The sequence below is a fragment of the Salegentibacter sp. UBA1130 genome (assembly GCF_002311535.1).
Classification (GTDB): Bacteria; Bacteroidota; Bacteroidia; order Flavobacteriales; family Flavobacteriaceae; genus Salegentibacter; species Salegentibacter agarivorans.
The window spans coordinates 1-16,496 of the sequence record NZ_DCAP01000035.1 but is presented as its reverse complement, the minus strand read 5'-3'; the positions used below and the strand labels follow the sequence as shown (position 1 = coordinate 16,496).

16 protein-coding genes are annotated in these 16,496 nt (G+C 36.0%); 6 read left to right on the top strand and 10 right to left on the bottom strand.

Features of this window, described 5'->3' with window-relative positions:
* Window positions 1–48 precede the first annotated feature (48 nt).
* Together cysM and epsC are read right to left on the bottom strand one after the other, a co-directional pair.
* Window positions 49–933, bottom strand: coding sequence for a cysteine synthase CysM (gene cysM / locus B4F31_RS14125; RefSeq protein ID WP_075326825.1), 885 nt, complete (start codon window positions 931–933; stop codon window positions 49–51).
* Entirely contained in the window at window positions 933–1,721 is a 789-nt protein-coding gene (gene epsC, locus B4F31_RS14120; RefSeq protein ID WP_093302663.1) for a serine O-acetyltransferase EpsC, read from the bottom strand. Before epsC ends, cysM begins: the two co-directional genes overlap by 1 nt.
* Before the next feature lie 473 nt (window positions 1,722–2,194).
* On the opposite strand from epsC, the gene B4F31_RS14115 reads away from it, so the two are divergent.
* Complete coding sequence (locus B4F31_RS14115) at window positions 2,195–3,409, top strand: MFS transporter (RefSeq protein ID WP_286761562.1); 1,215 nt, start codon at window positions 2,195–2,197, stop codon at window positions 3,407–3,409.
* Here the strand turns inward: B4F31_RS14115 and B4F31_RS14110 are convergent.
* From B4F31_RS14110 to B4F31_RS14100, 3 genes are all read right to left on the bottom strand, one after another.
* On the bottom strand, window positions 3,398–5,251 hold the full coding sequence (locus B4F31_RS14110; RefSeq protein WP_286761561.1) for a T9SS type B sorting domain-containing protein: 1,854 nt from the start codon (window positions 5,249–5,251) through the stop codon (window positions 3,398–3,400). The two genes, B4F31_RS14115 and B4F31_RS14110, sit on opposite strands and share 12 nt — an antisense overlap.
* Before the next feature lie 112 nt (window positions 5,252–5,363).
* Window positions 5,364–5,885 (bottom strand): DUF6155 family protein, encoded by a 522-nt coding sequence (locus tag B4F31_RS14105; RefSeq protein ID WP_286761560.1) that lies wholly within the window; start codon window positions 5,883–5,885, stop codon window positions 5,364–5,366.
* Window positions 5,886–8,129: an FUSC family protein gene (locus tag B4F31_RS14100; RefSeq protein ID WP_286761559.1), complete on the bottom strand. Its 2,244-nt coding sequence runs from the start codon at window positions 8,127–8,129 to the stop codon at window positions 5,886–5,888.
* 302 nt (window positions 8,130–8,431) lie between these two features.
* Between B4F31_RS14100 and B4F31_RS14095 the strand changes: the two genes are divergently transcribed.
* Entirely contained in the window at window positions 8,432–9,427 is a 996-nt protein-coding gene (locus B4F31_RS14095) for an NADP-dependent oxidoreductase (RefSeq protein ID WP_286761558.1), read from the top strand.
* A gap of 83 nt (window positions 9,428–9,510) precedes the next feature.
* Here the strand turns inward: B4F31_RS14095 and B4F31_RS14090 are convergent, their stop codons facing one another.
* From B4F31_RS14090 to B4F31_RS14070, 5 genes are all read right to left on the bottom strand, one after another.
* Window positions 9,511–10,257, bottom strand: a complete 747-nt coding sequence (locus B4F31_RS14090; protein ID WP_075326819.1) for an SDR family oxidoreductase — start codon at window positions 10,255–10,257, stop codon at window positions 9,511–9,513.
* 141 nt (window positions 10,258–10,398) lie between these two features.
* Window positions 10,399–11,463 carry an ArsO family NAD(P)H-dependent flavin-containing monooxygenase gene (locus B4F31_RS14085; RefSeq protein ID WP_414706140.1) on the bottom strand — a complete coding sequence of 355 codons (1,065 nt, stop codon included), beginning with the start codon at window positions 11,461–11,463 and terminating at the stop codon, window positions 10,399–10,401.
* Window positions 11,454–12,503 (bottom strand): ACR3 family arsenite efflux transporter, encoded by a 1,050-nt coding sequence (gene arsB, locus B4F31_RS14080; RefSeq protein WP_286761556.1) that lies wholly within the window; start codon window positions 12,501–12,503, stop codon window positions 11,454–11,456. Before arsB ends, B4F31_RS14085 begins: the two co-directional genes overlap by 10 nt.
* Before the next feature lie 66 nt (window positions 12,504–12,569).
* Window positions 12,570–12,902, bottom strand: a complete 333-nt coding sequence (locus B4F31_RS14075; RefSeq protein WP_208225387.1) for an ArsR/SmtB family transcription factor — start codon at window positions 12,900–12,902, stop codon at window positions 12,570–12,572.
* Window positions 12,903–13,102: 200 nt separating this feature from the next.
* On the bottom strand, window positions 13,103–13,813 hold the full coding sequence (locus tag B4F31_RS14070) for an SDR family oxidoreductase (protein WP_286761555.1): 711 nt from the start codon (window positions 13,811–13,813) through the stop codon (window positions 13,103–13,105).
* A gap of 253 nt (window positions 13,814–14,066) precedes the next feature.
* Between B4F31_RS14070 and B4F31_RS14065 the strand changes: the two genes are divergently transcribed.
* From B4F31_RS14065 to B4F31_RS14050, 4 genes are all read left to right on the top strand, one after another.
* The gene (locus B4F31_RS14065; RefSeq protein ID WP_075326814.1) at window positions 14,067–14,441 is read left to right on the top strand and encodes a hypothetical protein; all 375 of its coding nucleotides are present in this window, start codon (window positions 14,067–14,069) and stop codon (window positions 14,439–14,441) included.
* A gap of 189 nt (window positions 14,442–14,630) precedes the next feature.
* Window positions 14,631–15,248 carry a YqaA family protein gene (locus tag B4F31_RS14060; protein ID WP_075326813.1) on the top strand — a complete coding sequence of 206 codons (618 nt, stop codon included), beginning with the start codon at window positions 14,631–14,633 and terminating at the stop codon, window positions 15,246–15,248.
* A 169-nt stretch (window positions 15,249–15,417) separates the two neighbouring features.
* Window positions 15,418–16,194 carry a DUF1206 domain-containing protein gene (locus B4F31_RS14055; protein WP_286761554.1) on the top strand — a complete coding sequence of 259 codons (777 nt, stop codon included), beginning with the start codon at window positions 15,418–15,420 and terminating at the stop codon, window positions 16,192–16,194.
* Window positions 16,195–16,291: 97 nt separating this feature from the next.
* Window positions 16,292–16,444: a YqaE/Pmp3 family membrane protein gene (locus B4F31_RS14050; protein WP_243870480.1), complete on the top strand. Its 153-nt coding sequence runs from the start codon at window positions 16,292–16,294 to the stop codon at window positions 16,442–16,444.
* Window positions 16,445–16,496: the final 52 nt, after the last annotated feature.

Here is a 16,496-nt window from a genome sequence, read left to right as displayed (position 1 = left end):
TTAATTTATACTCCGGAAATTAAACCATTCAACTTCCGGAGTAATTTTTTATTCAAAAATATTTGAAGACAAATACCGGTCTCCCCTATCGCAAATTATACTTACTACAATCCCTTCTTCCAACTCATTGCATAATCTAATTGCTGCAGCTGCAGCACCTCCACTGCTCATTCCGGCAAAAATTCCTTCTTCAACAGCGAGTTTTTTAGTCATTGTCACGGCCTCATCTTCACTTACTTCCAAAATTCGATCAACTCTCTCTGGTTTAAAAATTTTGGGTAAATAAGCTTCTGGCCATTTTCTAATTCCTGGAATACGGGAATCGTCCGTGGGTTGAACTCCAACAATTTGAATGTCTTTGTTTTTTTCTTTTAGATAAGTAGATGTTCCCATTATGGTACCCGTGGTTCCCATTGAGGATACGAAGTGGGTGATTTTATGTTTGGTATCGTTCCAAATTTCAGGTCCTGTAGTATTATAATGCGCCTGCCAGTTATCGTTATTACTAAACTGGTTAATCATAAAATAATCGCCACCAGCCATTTTTTCTTCGGCATAATCGCGCGCTCCTTCAATACCACCATCTGCATCAGTAAGCGTAACTTTTGCTCCATAAGCACGCATAGTTTGTACTCTTTCTATAGTAGAATTTTCTGGCATTACCAGTTCTATATCCAGTTTAAATAATCCGGCTATCATTGCCAGAGCAATTCCTGTATTACCACTAGTGGCTTCAATGAGTTTGGTTTCTTTCGTAATATCTCCCCTGTCTAATGCGCTTTTAATCATATTATAAGCGGCCCTATCTTTTACGCTTCCGCCGGGATTTTGACCTTCCAATTTAAAATATAGCTTAACCTTAGGATTTTTAATAAGCGTTTGCGCTTTTACGAGAGGCGTATTTCCTATTAGGTCTAATATAGAATCGTTCATTATTTACTCGTCTTTTTAATATTAATTTGAGGTGTATGGGAAACCATAGAATTTTTAGGTACCGAAGCGGTTAACCAAACATTTCCTCCAATAATACTATTGGCACCAATTACCGTTTCCCCACCAAGAATAGTAGCATTGGCATAAATAGTAACATTCTTTTCTATGGTGGGATGCCTTTTTATATCTTTTAGGTTACGGTCTACAAAAAGGGCGCCCAGGGTAACTCCCTGGTAAATTTTCACATTATCTTCTATTACTGCGGTTTCCCCAATCACCACTCCTGTAGCGTGGTCTATAAAAAATGGAGTTCCTATTTTCGCCCCAGGATTAATATCGGTTCCCGTAAGTCCATGGGCACATTCTGTCATTAAACGTGGAACCAAAGGAAGTCCGAATTTATAGAACTCGTGGCTAAAACGATAAATAGCAATAGCGAAAAAGCCGGGGTAAGATAAAATTACCTCTTCCAGCGAGTTTGCAGCGGGATCGTTTTCTGAAATAGCACGAGCATCTTTATTGAGTTTCTCAAGAATTCCCGGTAATCTGTCTAAATATTCCTGCCAAATATCCCGGCAGGGAGTTTTCGGTTCCCAGCAAACAAGATCTGCCAATTCTTCAAAATCTTTCCCCAGTTTTATAATATTCTCTTCTACCGGTGTTTCTTCATCAAACAACGTGTAAAAGAGGTTATTTGTAAAAGCCTCTGTTTTCTCTTTTATACTGAATTTTAAATTCGGTAGTTTCTTTTGTGCTTTTATCTGCTCTATAACCTCATTCTGGCTCATTTAAAACTATAATTTTAGAATGATAATCTTTGATTTATTCAAATGTAAACAATAGCCAGTCAAATTACATTTAAATTGCTATAAATGCTTTCAATAAGCCTATTTAATTTTTGAAATATTAAAGATTCAAGTTAATATTCTGCTAGTTAATATTTTCATAATTAACTATTAACCAGTTTATTATAAGTATATCTTTATTCTATTAATCAATAAATATAAATAAAATGGCACAGCAAGCAAATCACAAAAAGGACGATGCAAAGAAGGAGCCTAAAAAATCACAGGCAGCACCAAAAAAGCAACCAGCCAGAGAAGGAAAGCCTAAAAAATAATTTAGGTTTATTCAAAAAATCGAAATCCAGGCCACCTCAAAAGGGTGGCTTTTATATTTCAAGAAATTAAAACACATACTTTTCTCTATTGTTCGCCTGTAGTCTTAAATTTGCAACTTTTAAAAATTGAAATAGAACAGTTTGAAAGATTATTTCTACTTTTTACGAGAAAATTATAGAAAAGTCAGTTTTGGCTGGCTACTTACATTTCTATCCAGTTTTGGGCAAACTTTCCTAATTTCATTATATGTTCCAGAAATTGTAAAAGCTTTTTCAATAACCGAAGGTACTTTTGGAGCCATTTATGCAGGCTGTACGGTAGCGGCTTCAGTAATTATGCTTAGCGTGGGGCATACCGTAGACCATAAACCGGTGAAAAAAGTAACCGCGTTCACCGTGTTAAGTCTTGGACTTTCCAGTATTTTGCTAGGGCTTTCTTATCATATCGCTATACTTTTTGTTGCTTTAATAGGCTTAAGACTTTGTGGGCAGGGATTAATGAGTCATATTAGTATGACCATAATTTCCAAATATTTTGATAAAAACCGCGGAAAAGCACTTAGTATTTCTTCCCTGGGATATTCTATGGGAGAAGCAGTTTTTCCAATTATTATCACTTCAATAATCGCTTTTTTTGACTGGAGAATGGCGGCAATTATAAGTGGTGTTGCCCTCCTACTCTATTTAATTCGTTTAAAATTCACAAATTTAATAGCTTTTGACCAGCAACTTTCTACCGAAGGAAAACCTTCTACCTGGTCGCTTTTGAAAGATTACAAAAGCGTGGTGGCCGATAAACGTTTTGGGATTATGATGCCTGCCAGTTTTATTTTAGGTTTTACCAACACTGCTATTTTCTTTTATCAATATGTGTTTGTGGAAGATAAAGGCTGGTCTCCGCAACTTTATGCAACATTTTTTACGGTTTATGCCATTTCCAGATTTATATTTTCCCTGGTTGGTGGCACGTGGGTTGATAAATTTACTGCGAAAAAAATGTTTAGAATATATCTTATTCCAATGACCTTAGGTCTTATTCCTTTTGCTTTAATGGATAGTATTATTGGTGCACTTTTATTCCTAATTACTGCCGGTATCACCGGCGGAATGGCGGGAACGGTTAAAACATCCTTAATTGCTGAAATTTATGGAACCGAAAAAATGGGTGCCATTCGAAGTGTTTTTACCATGTTTATGGTTATTAGTACTGCTTTAGGGCCTTTATTAGTTGGATTTATGATTGATGGCGGCTTTGATTTTAGTACAATTATCCTGGTAATATTTGCGGCAATGCTTTTAATAAGCCTTAACTCACAACGAATAAAAAATATTAGTAAAAAAGCTTCACCGCTTTAAACTAAAAGAACCTTTCAGCGTTTTAAAGCCTTCAATTTTAATATGATACCAGTAATCGTCTGACGGAAGGGAACGCCCGTCTAGGGTGCCATTCCAGTTAAAGTCTTTACCATCATCTGCTTTTATTAACTTCCCGTAGCGATCAAAAATTCTTATTTCTGAAGAAGGAAAATATTCGAGTCCGTTAATGCTGAAATCATCATTATATCCATCTGCATTTGGGGTAATAAATTTTGGGATCACAATATGCGGAAATTCCTGGATTACTGTTTTACACGACGAAAGATCGCGCATATAAATGGTATAAATTCCGCCGGGAACCAACGTAAAAATATTTGAGGATTGAAAATTAGTACCATCTATAGAATATTCGAAATCACCTTCGTTGGCTGGGGTAATCACTATATTTTCTTCCTCTGAAATTATCGATTCAATTTCGGCAATATCAACCTGGTTAATTTCAAAGTTTTTAGTGGTAGAGCAGCCCTCAGCCGTGGTAAGAACTACGCTATAATTCCCCGCAGAATTTATTTCTATTTGTTCAGAATTCTCTCCCGTAGACCATTGATATGAAAGCCTCGGTAAACCGGCTTCCAGGATTAAACTGGCCCCGTCACAAAGTTGTAGAACTTCATCTTCAACCTGTGGAGTTTCATTTATAGTAAATTCTATCGCTGTTTTAGCACTCGGGGTACATTCTAAACCTTCATTTAAAGCTTCAACATAATAAGTACCGGGTGATTCGGGCAGATAAGAAGTGGTATTTTGCGCCAGTAAATTTTTATTTCCATCATACCAGTTCGCTACTTCATTTTCTTCAATTGTAACATTTAAAGTTGGAATTTCTTCATCACTACAAATACTCACATCACCCCCGCTTTGTGGTGGCGCAGGAGTTTTTAAAATATTTACCGTAAAAATTTCTGAAACAGAACTGCAAAGGTTTGCGTTTAAATTCACCGGATCTTCGGCTACTTTTACCCTGTAATAACGGGAAGTATTTAAGGCCGGAGTATTGTATATTCCATCATTTTCACCGGGAATATTTATCCAGGTTTGATTATCGCTACTTTCCTGCCACTGGTAGGCGTGAGTATTATACACCGAATAATCTGGAGTTGCTTCCAGGCTAAGATTTACAGGGGCTTCTTCGGCACAAATATCTATTCGGTTTTCATCATTTTGAGCAGTAACCGTAGTTAGATCGCCGCAAGATCTAAAAATTATATCGTCTATGGCAAGATCATTTCCGCAGCCGCCATCACCATTATTGAACATTTTTAGAATTACAGAATCCTGGCCTGCTTCAGTTTGAAAAGTAAGTGCATATTGCTCCCATTCCGGACTGCTTTGTGAGGGAATATTTCCTGTATTTCCTTCTTTTAATAAGTTAGCATCGTTCTCATCCCAAATTTCGAAACGTACATTTATAGGAATTCCACCATCTGGACATACCGTACTGGAACGATTGTAAATATTAATTAAATAGGCAGAAAACTCATATGTAGTGTTTTCACAAAGTCCGTTAATTTCTGTCCTGTAAAATCTGCCAGAACTAAAAGAAGCATTTACAATTAAGGCATCGCGATTTGAAATGGTGCCGTTGGGTAAACTTGAATGCCAGGAAGTAATTACCCTTCCTATTTGGCTGGACAGAGTATATTGTCCATCTTGTGGATCCTGGTTTACATAAGTATAATTCGTAGTGCCGGTGGGTAATTGCGAGACGGTTTCAAAATCTTCATAAAAAATAGGGTCACCCTTGCTCCCTTCACAAAAGCCTAACTGGGCAAAACCTGAAGTGCAAATAATAAGAAAACAAAAAAGAAAGAAAACTTTCATTAATTATAAGGTGAATCCCATAGCAAAAATCCCTGGCTTAAATCTATTTCCGGTATTAAGCTAATATTAGCTTCCAGCATCATGCTGGTTTCATTTTCCCAAATGTACACAATTACGGCGCGTCTTGAAATTGCATTTCAATTTTTTCAAACCTGTAAGCGTTTGGCCAGCTCTGATTTTCGGCTTCCGCAGCTATTTTCAAAATTCTATTTTTAAAATCGGGAAGTACGCCTTCTTTCAGAATAAACTTCACCGCTTCTTCATAAGATTTGAAGATACTTTTACAAAAAGCTTCCTTTAAATTGCTTTTTTCTTCAGCAAAAGTTTGCGCAATTTCAATATTAAAAAGCATTAAATCTGCGGTTAAATGGGGTTCTACCCCAAGTTGTTGAAAATGTTTAATTTCCTTTTGGGCAATAGATCTACGGGCTTTTGGTTTGCGCCTAGTTTCAGGAAAATATTCTTTAGAAATCTTTAATTTGGCCTTCCGCATTAGTTCTTCTTCCCGCGGATTAAACACAAAATCGTAAAAAACCTTTACCGGTTTAAAACGTTCGTAGAGATCAACAATTTGCTCTTCCAGCTGCTCCTTATCTAATTCCTGAAGGTATTTTTTTAATTGGCGTTTACTCATTTAGCTGAAGTTTGTTTTCGCTATGGTCTTTTGAAGGTTTTCTGAAATTTCTAATAACCACTGCACCTGGCTACTTACCAATTGTGCTTCCTGTAACCTTAATTGTACATCTTTTTGGTCTTTTACGGGATCTTCCTTTAACTGATTTTCCCTTTCTACCAATAATTCTTTATAGGTTTTTAATAAAGCTGAAGCAGCTTTTTCTGTGCGGGCAGTGTCAAAACCTTTTAATGTTTCTTCCTCTTCTAATCCTTTTATAGCATTTTCTAAATTAGTACAAATATGGGACACAAAAACTTCAAAATTCTTAGAAGCTGCCGTAGTTTTATGATTTTGAATAAAAGTTCCCAGCGAAGCCAAAGCCGAAAGAAAAGTTTGATTTAAACCTACAATTTTATAAAGCTGCGCTAATTCTTTTTGCTTGTATTTTGGCTCCTGCGTCATTCGTTGAAAAGATGCACTTAAATTCCCCATTTCTAAAAATGCCTTTTTTCTCGAAAGTTTATAAGATGTAGGTAAAGTTCCTTTTTTATGATAAAAACTATCAATTTCTTCCAGGTATTTTTTGTTGGCGCCAATACTTTCTTTAATCACATTTTTAATAAGCTGTGATTCCCAGGCCGGCCATAAAATAAAATTCCCCAAGGCAGCAAGGCCGGCTCCCAATACGGTATCTATAACCCTAAACTGAATCACATTAAAAACATCTGGTTTTAAAAGGGAATAAATAAATACAATACTCAAAGTAATAAAAACAGCTGCTGTCCGGTAGTTACGTTGAATTAGAGAAAAAGCAAGAGTAAGGGAAAACAGTCCTAAAATTCCATAAACTACCTGGTTTTTTGTTATAAAAACAATCCCCAATGCGATTACCGCACCAATTAAAGTCCCCACTATTCGCTGTTTAGACCGGTCTTTTGTGAGCCCGTAATTGGGTCGCATAATTACCACAATAGTGAGAATTATCCAGTAAGCATTTTCAAAAGAAAAATATAATCCTATGCTGAATCCTACTAAAATTACAATAGCCAGCCTTAAGGAATGCTTAAAAATTGGAGAACCAAAATTGAAGTTTTCAACAAGTATTTTAGGGTCGTAATCTTGCGGAGTAATAAATTGGGAAACTTCTTTATTTTTCAGTAAAACCGGTTCCCGGGTATCCAAATTATGTAAAACCCTAACTATGGTATTTATTTTTTGACCCTGCTTTTCTAAATAATCGAATAAATTTTGAAGCAGAAATGTTTTCTCATTATTTTCTGAAGAAATAAGCATCCTAACTTCCTGGAAATTTTCTTCTACAGCCTTTAAATATTGCCTGATTTCTTTTGTTGAAGATTTCTTTTTCTTCTCTATAACCACAGAAATTTCATCAAGCTGAAAAGCAATTTTTTTAATCAATTTTTTAAAACGCTCCAACAATTCGCGGTCTTCCTGTAAAACTTCGTCCATTTTACTGTAATCTACAGGATTGGCCATTGCCAGCTCTAAAATATCTACTAATTCAATAAAAATTAATAAGCGTTTTCGGGCATAATTTGAATTCCCCGAGGCACGCCTGGCGTTTATAAGAATATTGCGTAAACTTTCGTGCTTTTCGTTAAGATCGGTTTGAAGGATAAATAATTCCTTCTGAAGCTTTTCTCTTTTAGCGGTTTCAGTAAGTAAATGCGCCCTTGTTTTTAAGTATTTCGCGGTAAGTTCAAGACATTCGGCTAAAAGCTGTTCGGTATGGTGTTTAGGGTTTAGAAAATTCCAGATATTACTTAAAACCAAATACCATAAACCACCTCCAACAATAAGTAAACCGCGTTCCCAGGGTAGAATTTCAGTAGAAATATTTGCAAAACTTAGTACAATGGCAAATAAACCGGCAAAAGCTACCAGTGATGCCCTAAAACCGTAAACCGCGAGATAGGCAATACCAAACATTAATATTCCTAAAAATGGTAAAACAAGCCATAGATAAGCTGAAGCATAGCCCATAATTATAGAAACAATACCGGCCAGCATAGCTGCAAGAATCACCCCTATATTCCTGTGTCTAAAACTCCCGGGTATATCACTAGGAGAACTTAACAACGCGCCCATTGCGAGAACAACTCCAATTTCAAAATTCCCCAACCAAATAAAAATCCCCACAGGTGAACCTATAGCAAAAGTGAGTACCATTGCCTTAGAGAAATCGGTGCTTCTAATATATTTCAGGAATTCCTGCCAGTAAGTAAGTATAATGTTAGGCAAATCTTATGCGTTTATCGAAGCAAAGTTACGGTGTATTATAGAGTATCAACCAATAGTTTAAGAAATGATAACATTTGAAACATAAATTAGATTACGGTGCATCTTGCTACGAACTCATTCTTTTCGGTTTAATCGATTTCTTTTTCAGAAGTAAGCAGCTTAAGAAATGATTTTAAGTTTAAATTAATAATTGTGAGTTGCAGGGTTCTATTCTTAGCAGTAATTTGAACAAAAGCTGAATTTTCCTTGCCGTGATATAATTAAGAAAAATTCAGTATTAAAAATAATTAAATAGTTTAGAAATGAATAAGAGTATACTTTTAAAGAACCGCCCGAAGGGAAAACCTTCTTTATCAGATTTTGAAATTACCGAAATTGAAAAGTCTTCACCAAAAGATGGAGAGATTCTATTAAAGACTAAATATATTTCAGTAGATCCATATTTACGCGGAAGAATGCGAGATGAAGAATCTTATATTCCTCCTTTTGAATTAAACGAACCCATAGAATCTATGTTGGTTGCTGAAGTTATAGAAAGCAAAAACAAGGATTTTAAAACTGGAGATGTTGTAAGCGGAATGTTGAAATGGGAACTTTTTCAAACTCACACGGGTGAGAATTTGAATAAGATTGACACCAACCTGGCCAAACCAAGTGCCTACCTGGGCATTTTAGGATTAACCGGGCTAACAGCTCATTTAGCACTAAAACATATTGGGAAACCTGAAAAAGGTGAAACTCTAGTGGTTTCAGGAGCCGCCGGTGCTGTTGGAAGTGTAGCCGGACAAATTGGAAAAATTAAAGGCTGCAGAGTAGTTGGAATTGCAGGAAGTGATGAAAAGATTGATCATATAAAGGAGAAATTCGGTTACGATGAAGGCATCAATTATAAAACCACTGAAAATATGCAAAAAGCCATTGAGAAAAATTGTCCCGATGGTGTAGATGTATATTTTGATAATGTAGGTGGTGAAACCCTGGACGCAGTGATGATGAATATTAACCGTTTTGCCCGAATTATTAATTGTGGTGCCATTTCTATTTATAATGAAAAAGGCATACCTACGGGCCCGAGACTTGAAGGTATTATGATTAAAAAAAGTGCTTTAATGCAGGGCTTTTTAGTGCGTAATCATTTTGACGAATTTGAAAGTTCTATTAAAGAATTAGCAGGATGGTTAAATGAAGGAAAGCTTAAGTACGATGAAACTATTGTAAAAGGTTTCGATGAAACACCGCAGGCATTTCTAGATCTTTTTGAAGGAAAAAATACCGGAAAAATGGTAGTTGAAATTTAAGGAACACCCTCTAAATATTAGACATTAAAAAAGCGTGTTTGAAAAATTCCAAACACGCTTTTTTATTTAATAAGGAAGCTAATCTATTGCTCCTGATCTGTTGGCATGATATATACATCATTAATATTAGCTCTTTTCGGCTGACTTAATGAATAATAGATTGCTTCAGCAATATCTTCTGCCTGCAATGGAGTTAACTCTTTAAACATTGGCTCCATATCTTTCTTGATCTCATCGTCTGTAATAGTATCTGTTAATTCTGTAGATACAAATCCTGGATCTATAGAAGTTACATTTATTCCGTAGTGAGGAGCTAATTCGGCTCTAAGTCCTTCAGTAAACATTTTTACCGCTGCTTTGGTAGCACAATAAACAGCTCCACCTGGATAATATTTGTGTGCTGCACTAGAAGAAATGTTAATTATATTTCCACTTTTCTGCTCCATCATTGTTGGTAGCACTGCAGAAACACCATTAGTTACCCCTTTTATATTTACATCTATCATTTTATCCCACTCATCGGTATGTAGGTTCTTAACGTAAGAAAGTGGCATTAAACCGGCATTATTTATAATTCCATCAATGCTTCCAAATTCTTCTAAAGTTGAGGAAACAACTTTTTTAAAATCTTCTTTCTTAGTAACATCGGCCGGAACTACTAAAGCCAATCCACCGTTTTTTACGATCTCATCTTTCAAAGAATTCAATCTGTCCTCACGGCGTGCACTTAATACTACATTAGCGCCTTCTTTAGATAATTTTTTTGCGGTAGCTTCTCCAATTCCACTAGAAGCTCCAGTTATAATTATAGTTTTTCCTTTAATACTCATATCTAATTTTTTTGGTTTTACTCAAAATTAGCGTAGAGTATAGTATCTAACCAGCAATTTTAGATTTTTAGTATGGGTTTAACGGCATAGCCTAACATGCATCAATATTAGAGGAGAAAAGCTCTTAAAAAATTGGGAAATTTAGTCTTTTAGATATTCGGTAATTTCTTTTATGGTAGCGCGTGCGCTTCGGCCCACCCCAATTAGAGTAGCAGAAGCATATCCTGTCCAGCCACCATAACCCACTAACCAAAGTCCGTTAGTGTTTTTAGCTCTGGTTCCTTCGGTTTTAATTTTACCCTTAGCATCTGGCTCCACTATATTATTTAAATGATCTGTAGCATAATGAAAGCCGGTACACCAAATTATAAGGTCAAAATCTTCTTTAGTTCCATTTTCCCAAATCACGCCATTCTCGGTGAACTCGGTGAAACTTCCTTTGGTTTTAAGCACACCTCTTTCCCGAGCTTCCTTAACTGTGGGCACCATAACAATATTTCCAAGGTTATAAGCTGCGGGATCAAATTTCTTTCCCTCCTTCTCGGCCTTATATTTTGCGGTAGCTACATTAAAAAGTACTCTCCCATCTACATCGTCTGGCAAATATTCGGGATCTTTTAAAGTTGTCCAACTGGTATTCGCTACTTTAGAAATTTCGGCTAAAATTTGTGCTCCGGAATTTCCTTCCCCAACAATAAGTACGTTCTTATTTTGAAGCTGTTCTGCATTTCTATATTGAGCCGAATGAATTTGTTTTCCGCGGAAAATATCTATTCCTTTTATCTTCGGAATAAATGGCGCTTTCCAGGTTCCAGTTGCTGAAATTACTGTTTTTGCTGAAAAATCTCCTGCTGAAGTTTTAAGCTTAAAAACACCTGATTCTGTTTCTATATTATCAACTTTTACCTGACGCTTAACCGGAAAATTATAACGTTCTTCGTACTTGCACAAATAATTAATTACGTGATCTTTGGGTGGAAATCCATCCTCGTTCTTAGGCATTAGCCAACCGGGCAGCGAAGACTGATCTGCTGGAGAAAAAAGCCTTAAAGAATCCCAAGTTTTTTGCCAGGCACCACCGCAGTTTTCCTGCTCATCAAGTATTAAATAATTCAGTTTTGTTCGTCTTAAATAATAAGCGCAAGCGAGTCCGCTTTGGCCGCCTCCAATTATTATTACATCGTAAACTTCAGCCATTATACTAATTTTTCTTTAGGATAATATTTCTGTTTCAACCAAAACGCGACACTTACCAAACCAATTAAAACCGGAACTTCCACCAAAGGCCCAATAACCCCGGCAAAAGCCTGCCCGCTATCAATTCCGAAGACAGCAATTGCTACGGCTATTGCAAGTTCAAAATTATTCCCGGTTGCGGTAAATGAAATGGAGGCATTTTGCTTATAACCTGCACCGAAATATTTAGAGACAAAAAAGCTTATAAAAAACATCAGAATAAAATAAACTACCAGCGGAATAGCAATTAAAACTATATCTACCGGGATTTCCACGATGGTTTCACCTTTTAAGCTAAACATCACTAAAATTGTGAATAAAAGCGCAATAAGCGTTAGCGGTGAGATTGCCGGAAGAAATTTTTCTTTATACCAGGCTTCGCTTTTAGTTCTAACTAAAATCACCCGACTTAAATAGCCTGCCAGGAATGGAATACCAAGATAAATAGCAACGCTTTTAGCAATTGTACCAATAGAAATGTCTACAATAGCGCCTTCAAACCCAAAATATGGCGGTAAAACGGTGATAAAGATCCAGGCATAAAAACTATAGAAAAACACCTGAAAAATACTGTTTAAGGCAACCAAACCAGCACCATATTCGCTACTTCCTTCCGCGAGATCGTTCCATACTAAAACCATAGCGATACAACGGGCAAGGCCAATTAGAATAAGGCCAACCATATATTCGGGATGATCCTGGAGAAAAATTATGGCGAGAAAAAACATTAAAATGGGGCCTATAATCCAGTTTAGTAATAAAGAGACACTAAGAATTTTTAGGTTTTTAAAAATCTTAGGTAAATATTTATAATTCACCTTGGCTAAAGGCGGATACATCATTAAAATTAAACCTACGGCAATAGGGATATTTGTTGATCCAACGCTATAGGAGTCTATAATCCCGGCACTTTGTGGCATATAATAGCCAATGGCTACCCCTATAAACATTGACAGGAAAATCCATACTGTGAGATATTTATCGAGGAAATTCATCTTTTTTCGAGCCATAACAAAAAGAATTTTTTATTCTATAAGTAAGATTTGAGTTGAAATTTTGGATACCCAGCTATTGCTTTAGCAACACTCATCGTTAGGAGAAATATTAGAATCAAGAAAAGTGGCAAAAAGTTCTTTTACCTGGTTCCATTTTTCGGGGTTTATACAGTAACAAACCCGGGTTCCTTCTATATCTCCTTTTATAAGTCCTATGTTTTTCAGCTCCTTTAAATGCTGTGAAATGGTAGGCTGCGCCAACCCCACTTCCTGAACAAGGTCGCCGCAAATACAGGATTTTGATTTTATAATTTCCTGTAGAATGGCAATTCTTGCAGGATGTCCCAGAACTTTGGCTATTCCCGCCAGTTCGTTTTGCAAGGGGCTAAATATTTCAGATTTTGTAAGACCCATTTTTTAATTGTTTATTGCAATATTACGATAAAAGAAATGATAAAAAAAGAGGTGTCTGGAAAGTTCTTAAAATTGTCATCCTGAATTTATTTCAGGATATAAAATGTTTATAGTTAAAACAAATTAGAAGCTGAACCAAGTTCAGCTTGACGAAAATTATACTTTTCAGTCAGCCTCCTCAATCTATGTTATTTAAAAAATTATTTTTTAGGTGGTTGCGATGGTCTTACCTCTATCTTACTTGGTAAGGTACGCTTATTCATTTTTAAAAGATCTACAACTAATTCACCAATATCTTCCGGTTGAATCTTCCAGGCATCTTCTGCATTTGGAGTGTGATCATTAAAATGCGTAGCCACAGAACCCGGCATAATGGTACTTACATTAATTCCTTTTTGTCTAAGATCCAACATCACCGCCTGGGTAAATCCTGTTAAGCCAAATTTACTGGCATTATAAGCAGCTCCTCCGGCAAAAAAGTTAGTTCCGGCAAGACTGGAAATAGTAATAAGGTAACCTTTAGATTTTTCTAAAGCAGCTAAACTGGACTTAACGCTATAAAAAACTCCTGTTAAATTGGTATCTATTGTTTCCTGCCATTTCTCTGGAGATAATTCGTCTATAGATCCAAAATGTCCAATTCCAGCATTGGCCACCATCACATCAAGTTGCCCAAATTTATCTATTGCAGCTTTTACGGCTTTTTCCTGACTTTCGTAATTTCTAACATCAGCTTCAAGACCTAAGGCATCAGTTGCGCTTAGTTCTTTGGCGGCTTTTTCAGCAGCATCTTTAGAACGGCTTGTTATGGCTACTTTCATTCCCAAATCTAAAAGCGATTGGGCCACGCCATAACCAATTCCTTTACTTCCACCGGTAATAAATGCAACTTTTCCTTTTAATGAACTCATAGTATTTTAATTTTTTAGTTAGGCTAAAGCTACTAAACAATGCGATTTCGCTGAAATCTTAAGGACTAAGATATTGTTAATTTTAGAGGCTTTATAATTAAGGGTTAAATGAAGATTATAAGAATAAATAATCTCAAAAACTCATTTAAAAGTGTATAAAAGCTTCTTAATTTCTTTGTTAAAATGTTTTATAAAACTACGAAAGCAGTACATTTGCAAAAAAATTAGTATAACCTGATTAACCTATATTCTCTTGAATAATATCAAAGCCCAAAAATTACTCAATAAGATTCAGCGTGATTTAATGCGCAATGGAATAATTACCAATACCCTGGTAAACGATCTGAAAGAATTAAGAACCCTTGTTGTAGAAGAAGGGCAGCCTTTATTGGCAAAAACCATCAGGTTAACTTTTGAACACGTAGAAGCTTACGATTCTTTTAATATTGCGATCCCAGAAGATGATCCGGTAGAGGAAGGTGAAGAAGCTCCTTTACAGGAAGAAGCAACCGGGCAGGAAAGCCTTGATTATCTACTTTCTTTAATGGCAGATCCTTCTAACCGTGTAAATGAATTGGAGCTACGTGAATACGTAAAAGCATTCAATGAATATGCTGAAGAAAACTAGATCTTAGCTTGAAAGAGTAAACTGGTCTGGTATTTGAATATTAGTCGGCATAAAAACCTTATTGAACTACCTCGATAAGAAATCCTGGGGTAACCCATAAGGCATTAAGCTGAGATAATTAAAGGAGCCGATATATAAATCGGAATATTTAAATCTCGCTTAGTGAGTAAATTGCTAAAGGAGAATTTGATGAAGAAAGATGCGAAATCTAAAAAGAAGTCGCGCATACGCTTATTGCACCAGTATTATAGTTATACCGGTTTTTACAGCTTTGTTTGGAAAAGTGTAAAAAAAGCAATTTTACCCATAGTTTTATTTGTAGCAGCGCTTTGGGCAATAGATCGTTGGGTGCTGGATATTGAGCAAATGCTGGTAACAGTAACCGAAACTTATTCGCCGCTGGGTATTATAAGTGTTTTCTTTGCGTCAGAATCTTTACTGGGATTAATCCCACCAGAACTATTTATAGCCTGGTCTGGCAAATCTTCCAGTCCAATTCTATACCTTTCTTTACTGGCACTGGCTTCCTACCTAGGAGGTGTAATTTCTTACTTTATAGGCCGCTGGATGACTAAAATCCCGGCTGTACACGAAGCTATTGAGGTAAAAATGGCGCAACATATTAAAAACACCCGAAAATGGGGTGGATTTTTAATTATAGTAGGTGCCCTACTCCCAATTCCGTTTGCGATGACGAGTATTGCAGCCGGAATTATAAAATTTCCATTCCCAAGTTACCTTATGTTTGGTTTACTGCGTTTTGTAAGATTTTACCTGTACGCCCTGGTTATTTTTGAAATGGTTTAAAAATTTTTACTTTAAATATTTCGCTAACCAGATCTTTTCAACCCTATATTTAAAACATTTAAATTTTCCAAAATTCACAATTTTGAACCTTTAAAATTTTCCCAAGTCTTCGTTTAACCGTTTTCAAAGAATTAAATTTAGTTTACTAACCAAACAAATTCTTAAGAAAATGGACTCTAAATTAAAGAAAATGGCCCGGGTGGGTTATGTTGCTAAAGCTACTGTTTATGGCATTATGGGAATACTTACTTTTCTCGCTGCATTTAATATGGGCGGTCAAAAATCCAGTAATTTACAGGTAATCAAATTTTTGGAAAACCAGTCATTTGGAAATGCCTTACTGGTTTTAATAGGTCTTGGTCTTTTGTGCTACTCGGCCTGGCGATTTATTCAGTCCATTCAGGATCCTGAAAATATTGGAGACGATAAAAAAGGGAAAGGAAAACGTGTAGCCTATTTTATTAGCGCTATTTTGTATCTGGGCCTGGCGGTTTATGCATTTATGACGTTAATAAACGCCGGATCATCTTCAGGTGGCAGCTCTGGTGGTGGAATTACCGGAACCCTTGGTGTGGTGGTTTTTGCAATTATAGGCGTAGGCCTTATTGTGGCCAGTATTGCCCAATTTAATAAAGCTAAAACAAAGAAATTTCTTGAAGATTTTGGCTACGACTCTATTAAAGATGAAAAGAAACGGAAAACCGTAAAAAACACCGGCTACCTTGGTCTAATTGCTCGCGGAATTATTTTCGGGGTTTTAGCTTATATTTTTATAAGGGCAGCCGTAGAATCTAATACTTCAAATATGAAGGGAACCTCTGATGCTTTTTCATTTTTGCAGGATTCACCTTATGGTTCTTGGCTAATGGGATTAGTTGCGGCAGGTTTGGTTTGCTATAGTATATACGTATTTATGCTGGCCAGATACAGAAAATTCAAAGCATGATATTTTGTTAAACCCTTACCAAGAACCCGTTAAATCTAATTGGATGACTTGTATTTCTATGTAATTTCGATAGAAATAACCAATTAAAAAAAATATTATGTTAACGATCATTTTAAATATCTTATTACCTCCCTTAGCCGTTTTTATGAAACACGGTCTTGGAGTAACTTTTTTAATAAGTTTACTATTAACAGCTTTAGGTTGGATTCCCGGCGTAATTCACGCTTTTATAGTAAACGGTACACGCTAAGCTTTTAAACTAATTAACCAATAAAAAAGAGGCTGTCTGAAAAGGTAGCCTT

Coding starts and splice junctions, on each gene's coding strand:
- B4F31_RS14060 (WP_075326813.1), top strand. CDS start 14,631: ATGAAGAAAGATGCGAAATCTAAAAAGAAGTCGCGCATACGCTTATTG.
- B4F31_RS14105 (WP_286761560.1), bottom strand. CDS start 5,885: ATGAGTAAACGCCAATTAAAAAAATACCTTCAGGAATTAGATAAGGAG.
- cysM (WP_075326825.1), bottom strand. CDS start 933: ATGAACGATTCTATATTAGACCTAATAGGAAATACGCCTCTCGTAAAA.
- epsC (WP_093302663.1), bottom strand. CDS start 1,721: ATGAGCCAGAATGAGGTTATAGAGCAGATAAAAGCACAAAAGAAACTA.
- B4F31_RS14110 (WP_286761561.1), bottom strand. CDS start 5,251: ATGAAAGTTTTCTTTCTTTTTTGTTTTCTTATTATTTGCACTTCAGGT.
- B4F31_RS14095 (WP_286761558.1), top strand. CDS start 8,432: ATGAATAAGAGTATACTTTTAAAGAACCGCCCGAAGGGAAAACCTTCT.
- B4F31_RS14050 (WP_243870480.1), top strand. CDS start 16,292: ATGTTAACGATCATTTTAAATATCTTATTACCTCCCTTAGCCGTTTTT.
- arsB (WP_286761556.1), bottom strand. CDS start 12,503: ATGGCTCGAAAAAAGATGAATTTCCTCGATAAATATCTCACAGTATGG.
- B4F31_RS14070 (WP_286761555.1), bottom strand. CDS start 13,813: ATGAGTTCATTAAAAGGAAAAGTTGCATTTATTACCGGTGGAAGTAAA.
- B4F31_RS14075 (WP_208225387.1), bottom strand. CDS start 12,902: ATGGGTCTTACAAAATCTGAAATATTTAGCCCCTTGCAAAACGAACTG.
- B4F31_RS14090 (WP_075326819.1), bottom strand. CDS start 10,257: ATGAGTATTAAAGGAAAAACTATAATTATAACTGGAGCTTCTAGTGGA.
- B4F31_RS14055 (WP_286761554.1), top strand. CDS start 15,418: ATGGACTCTAAATTAAAGAAAATGGCCCGGGTGGGTTATGTTGCTAAA.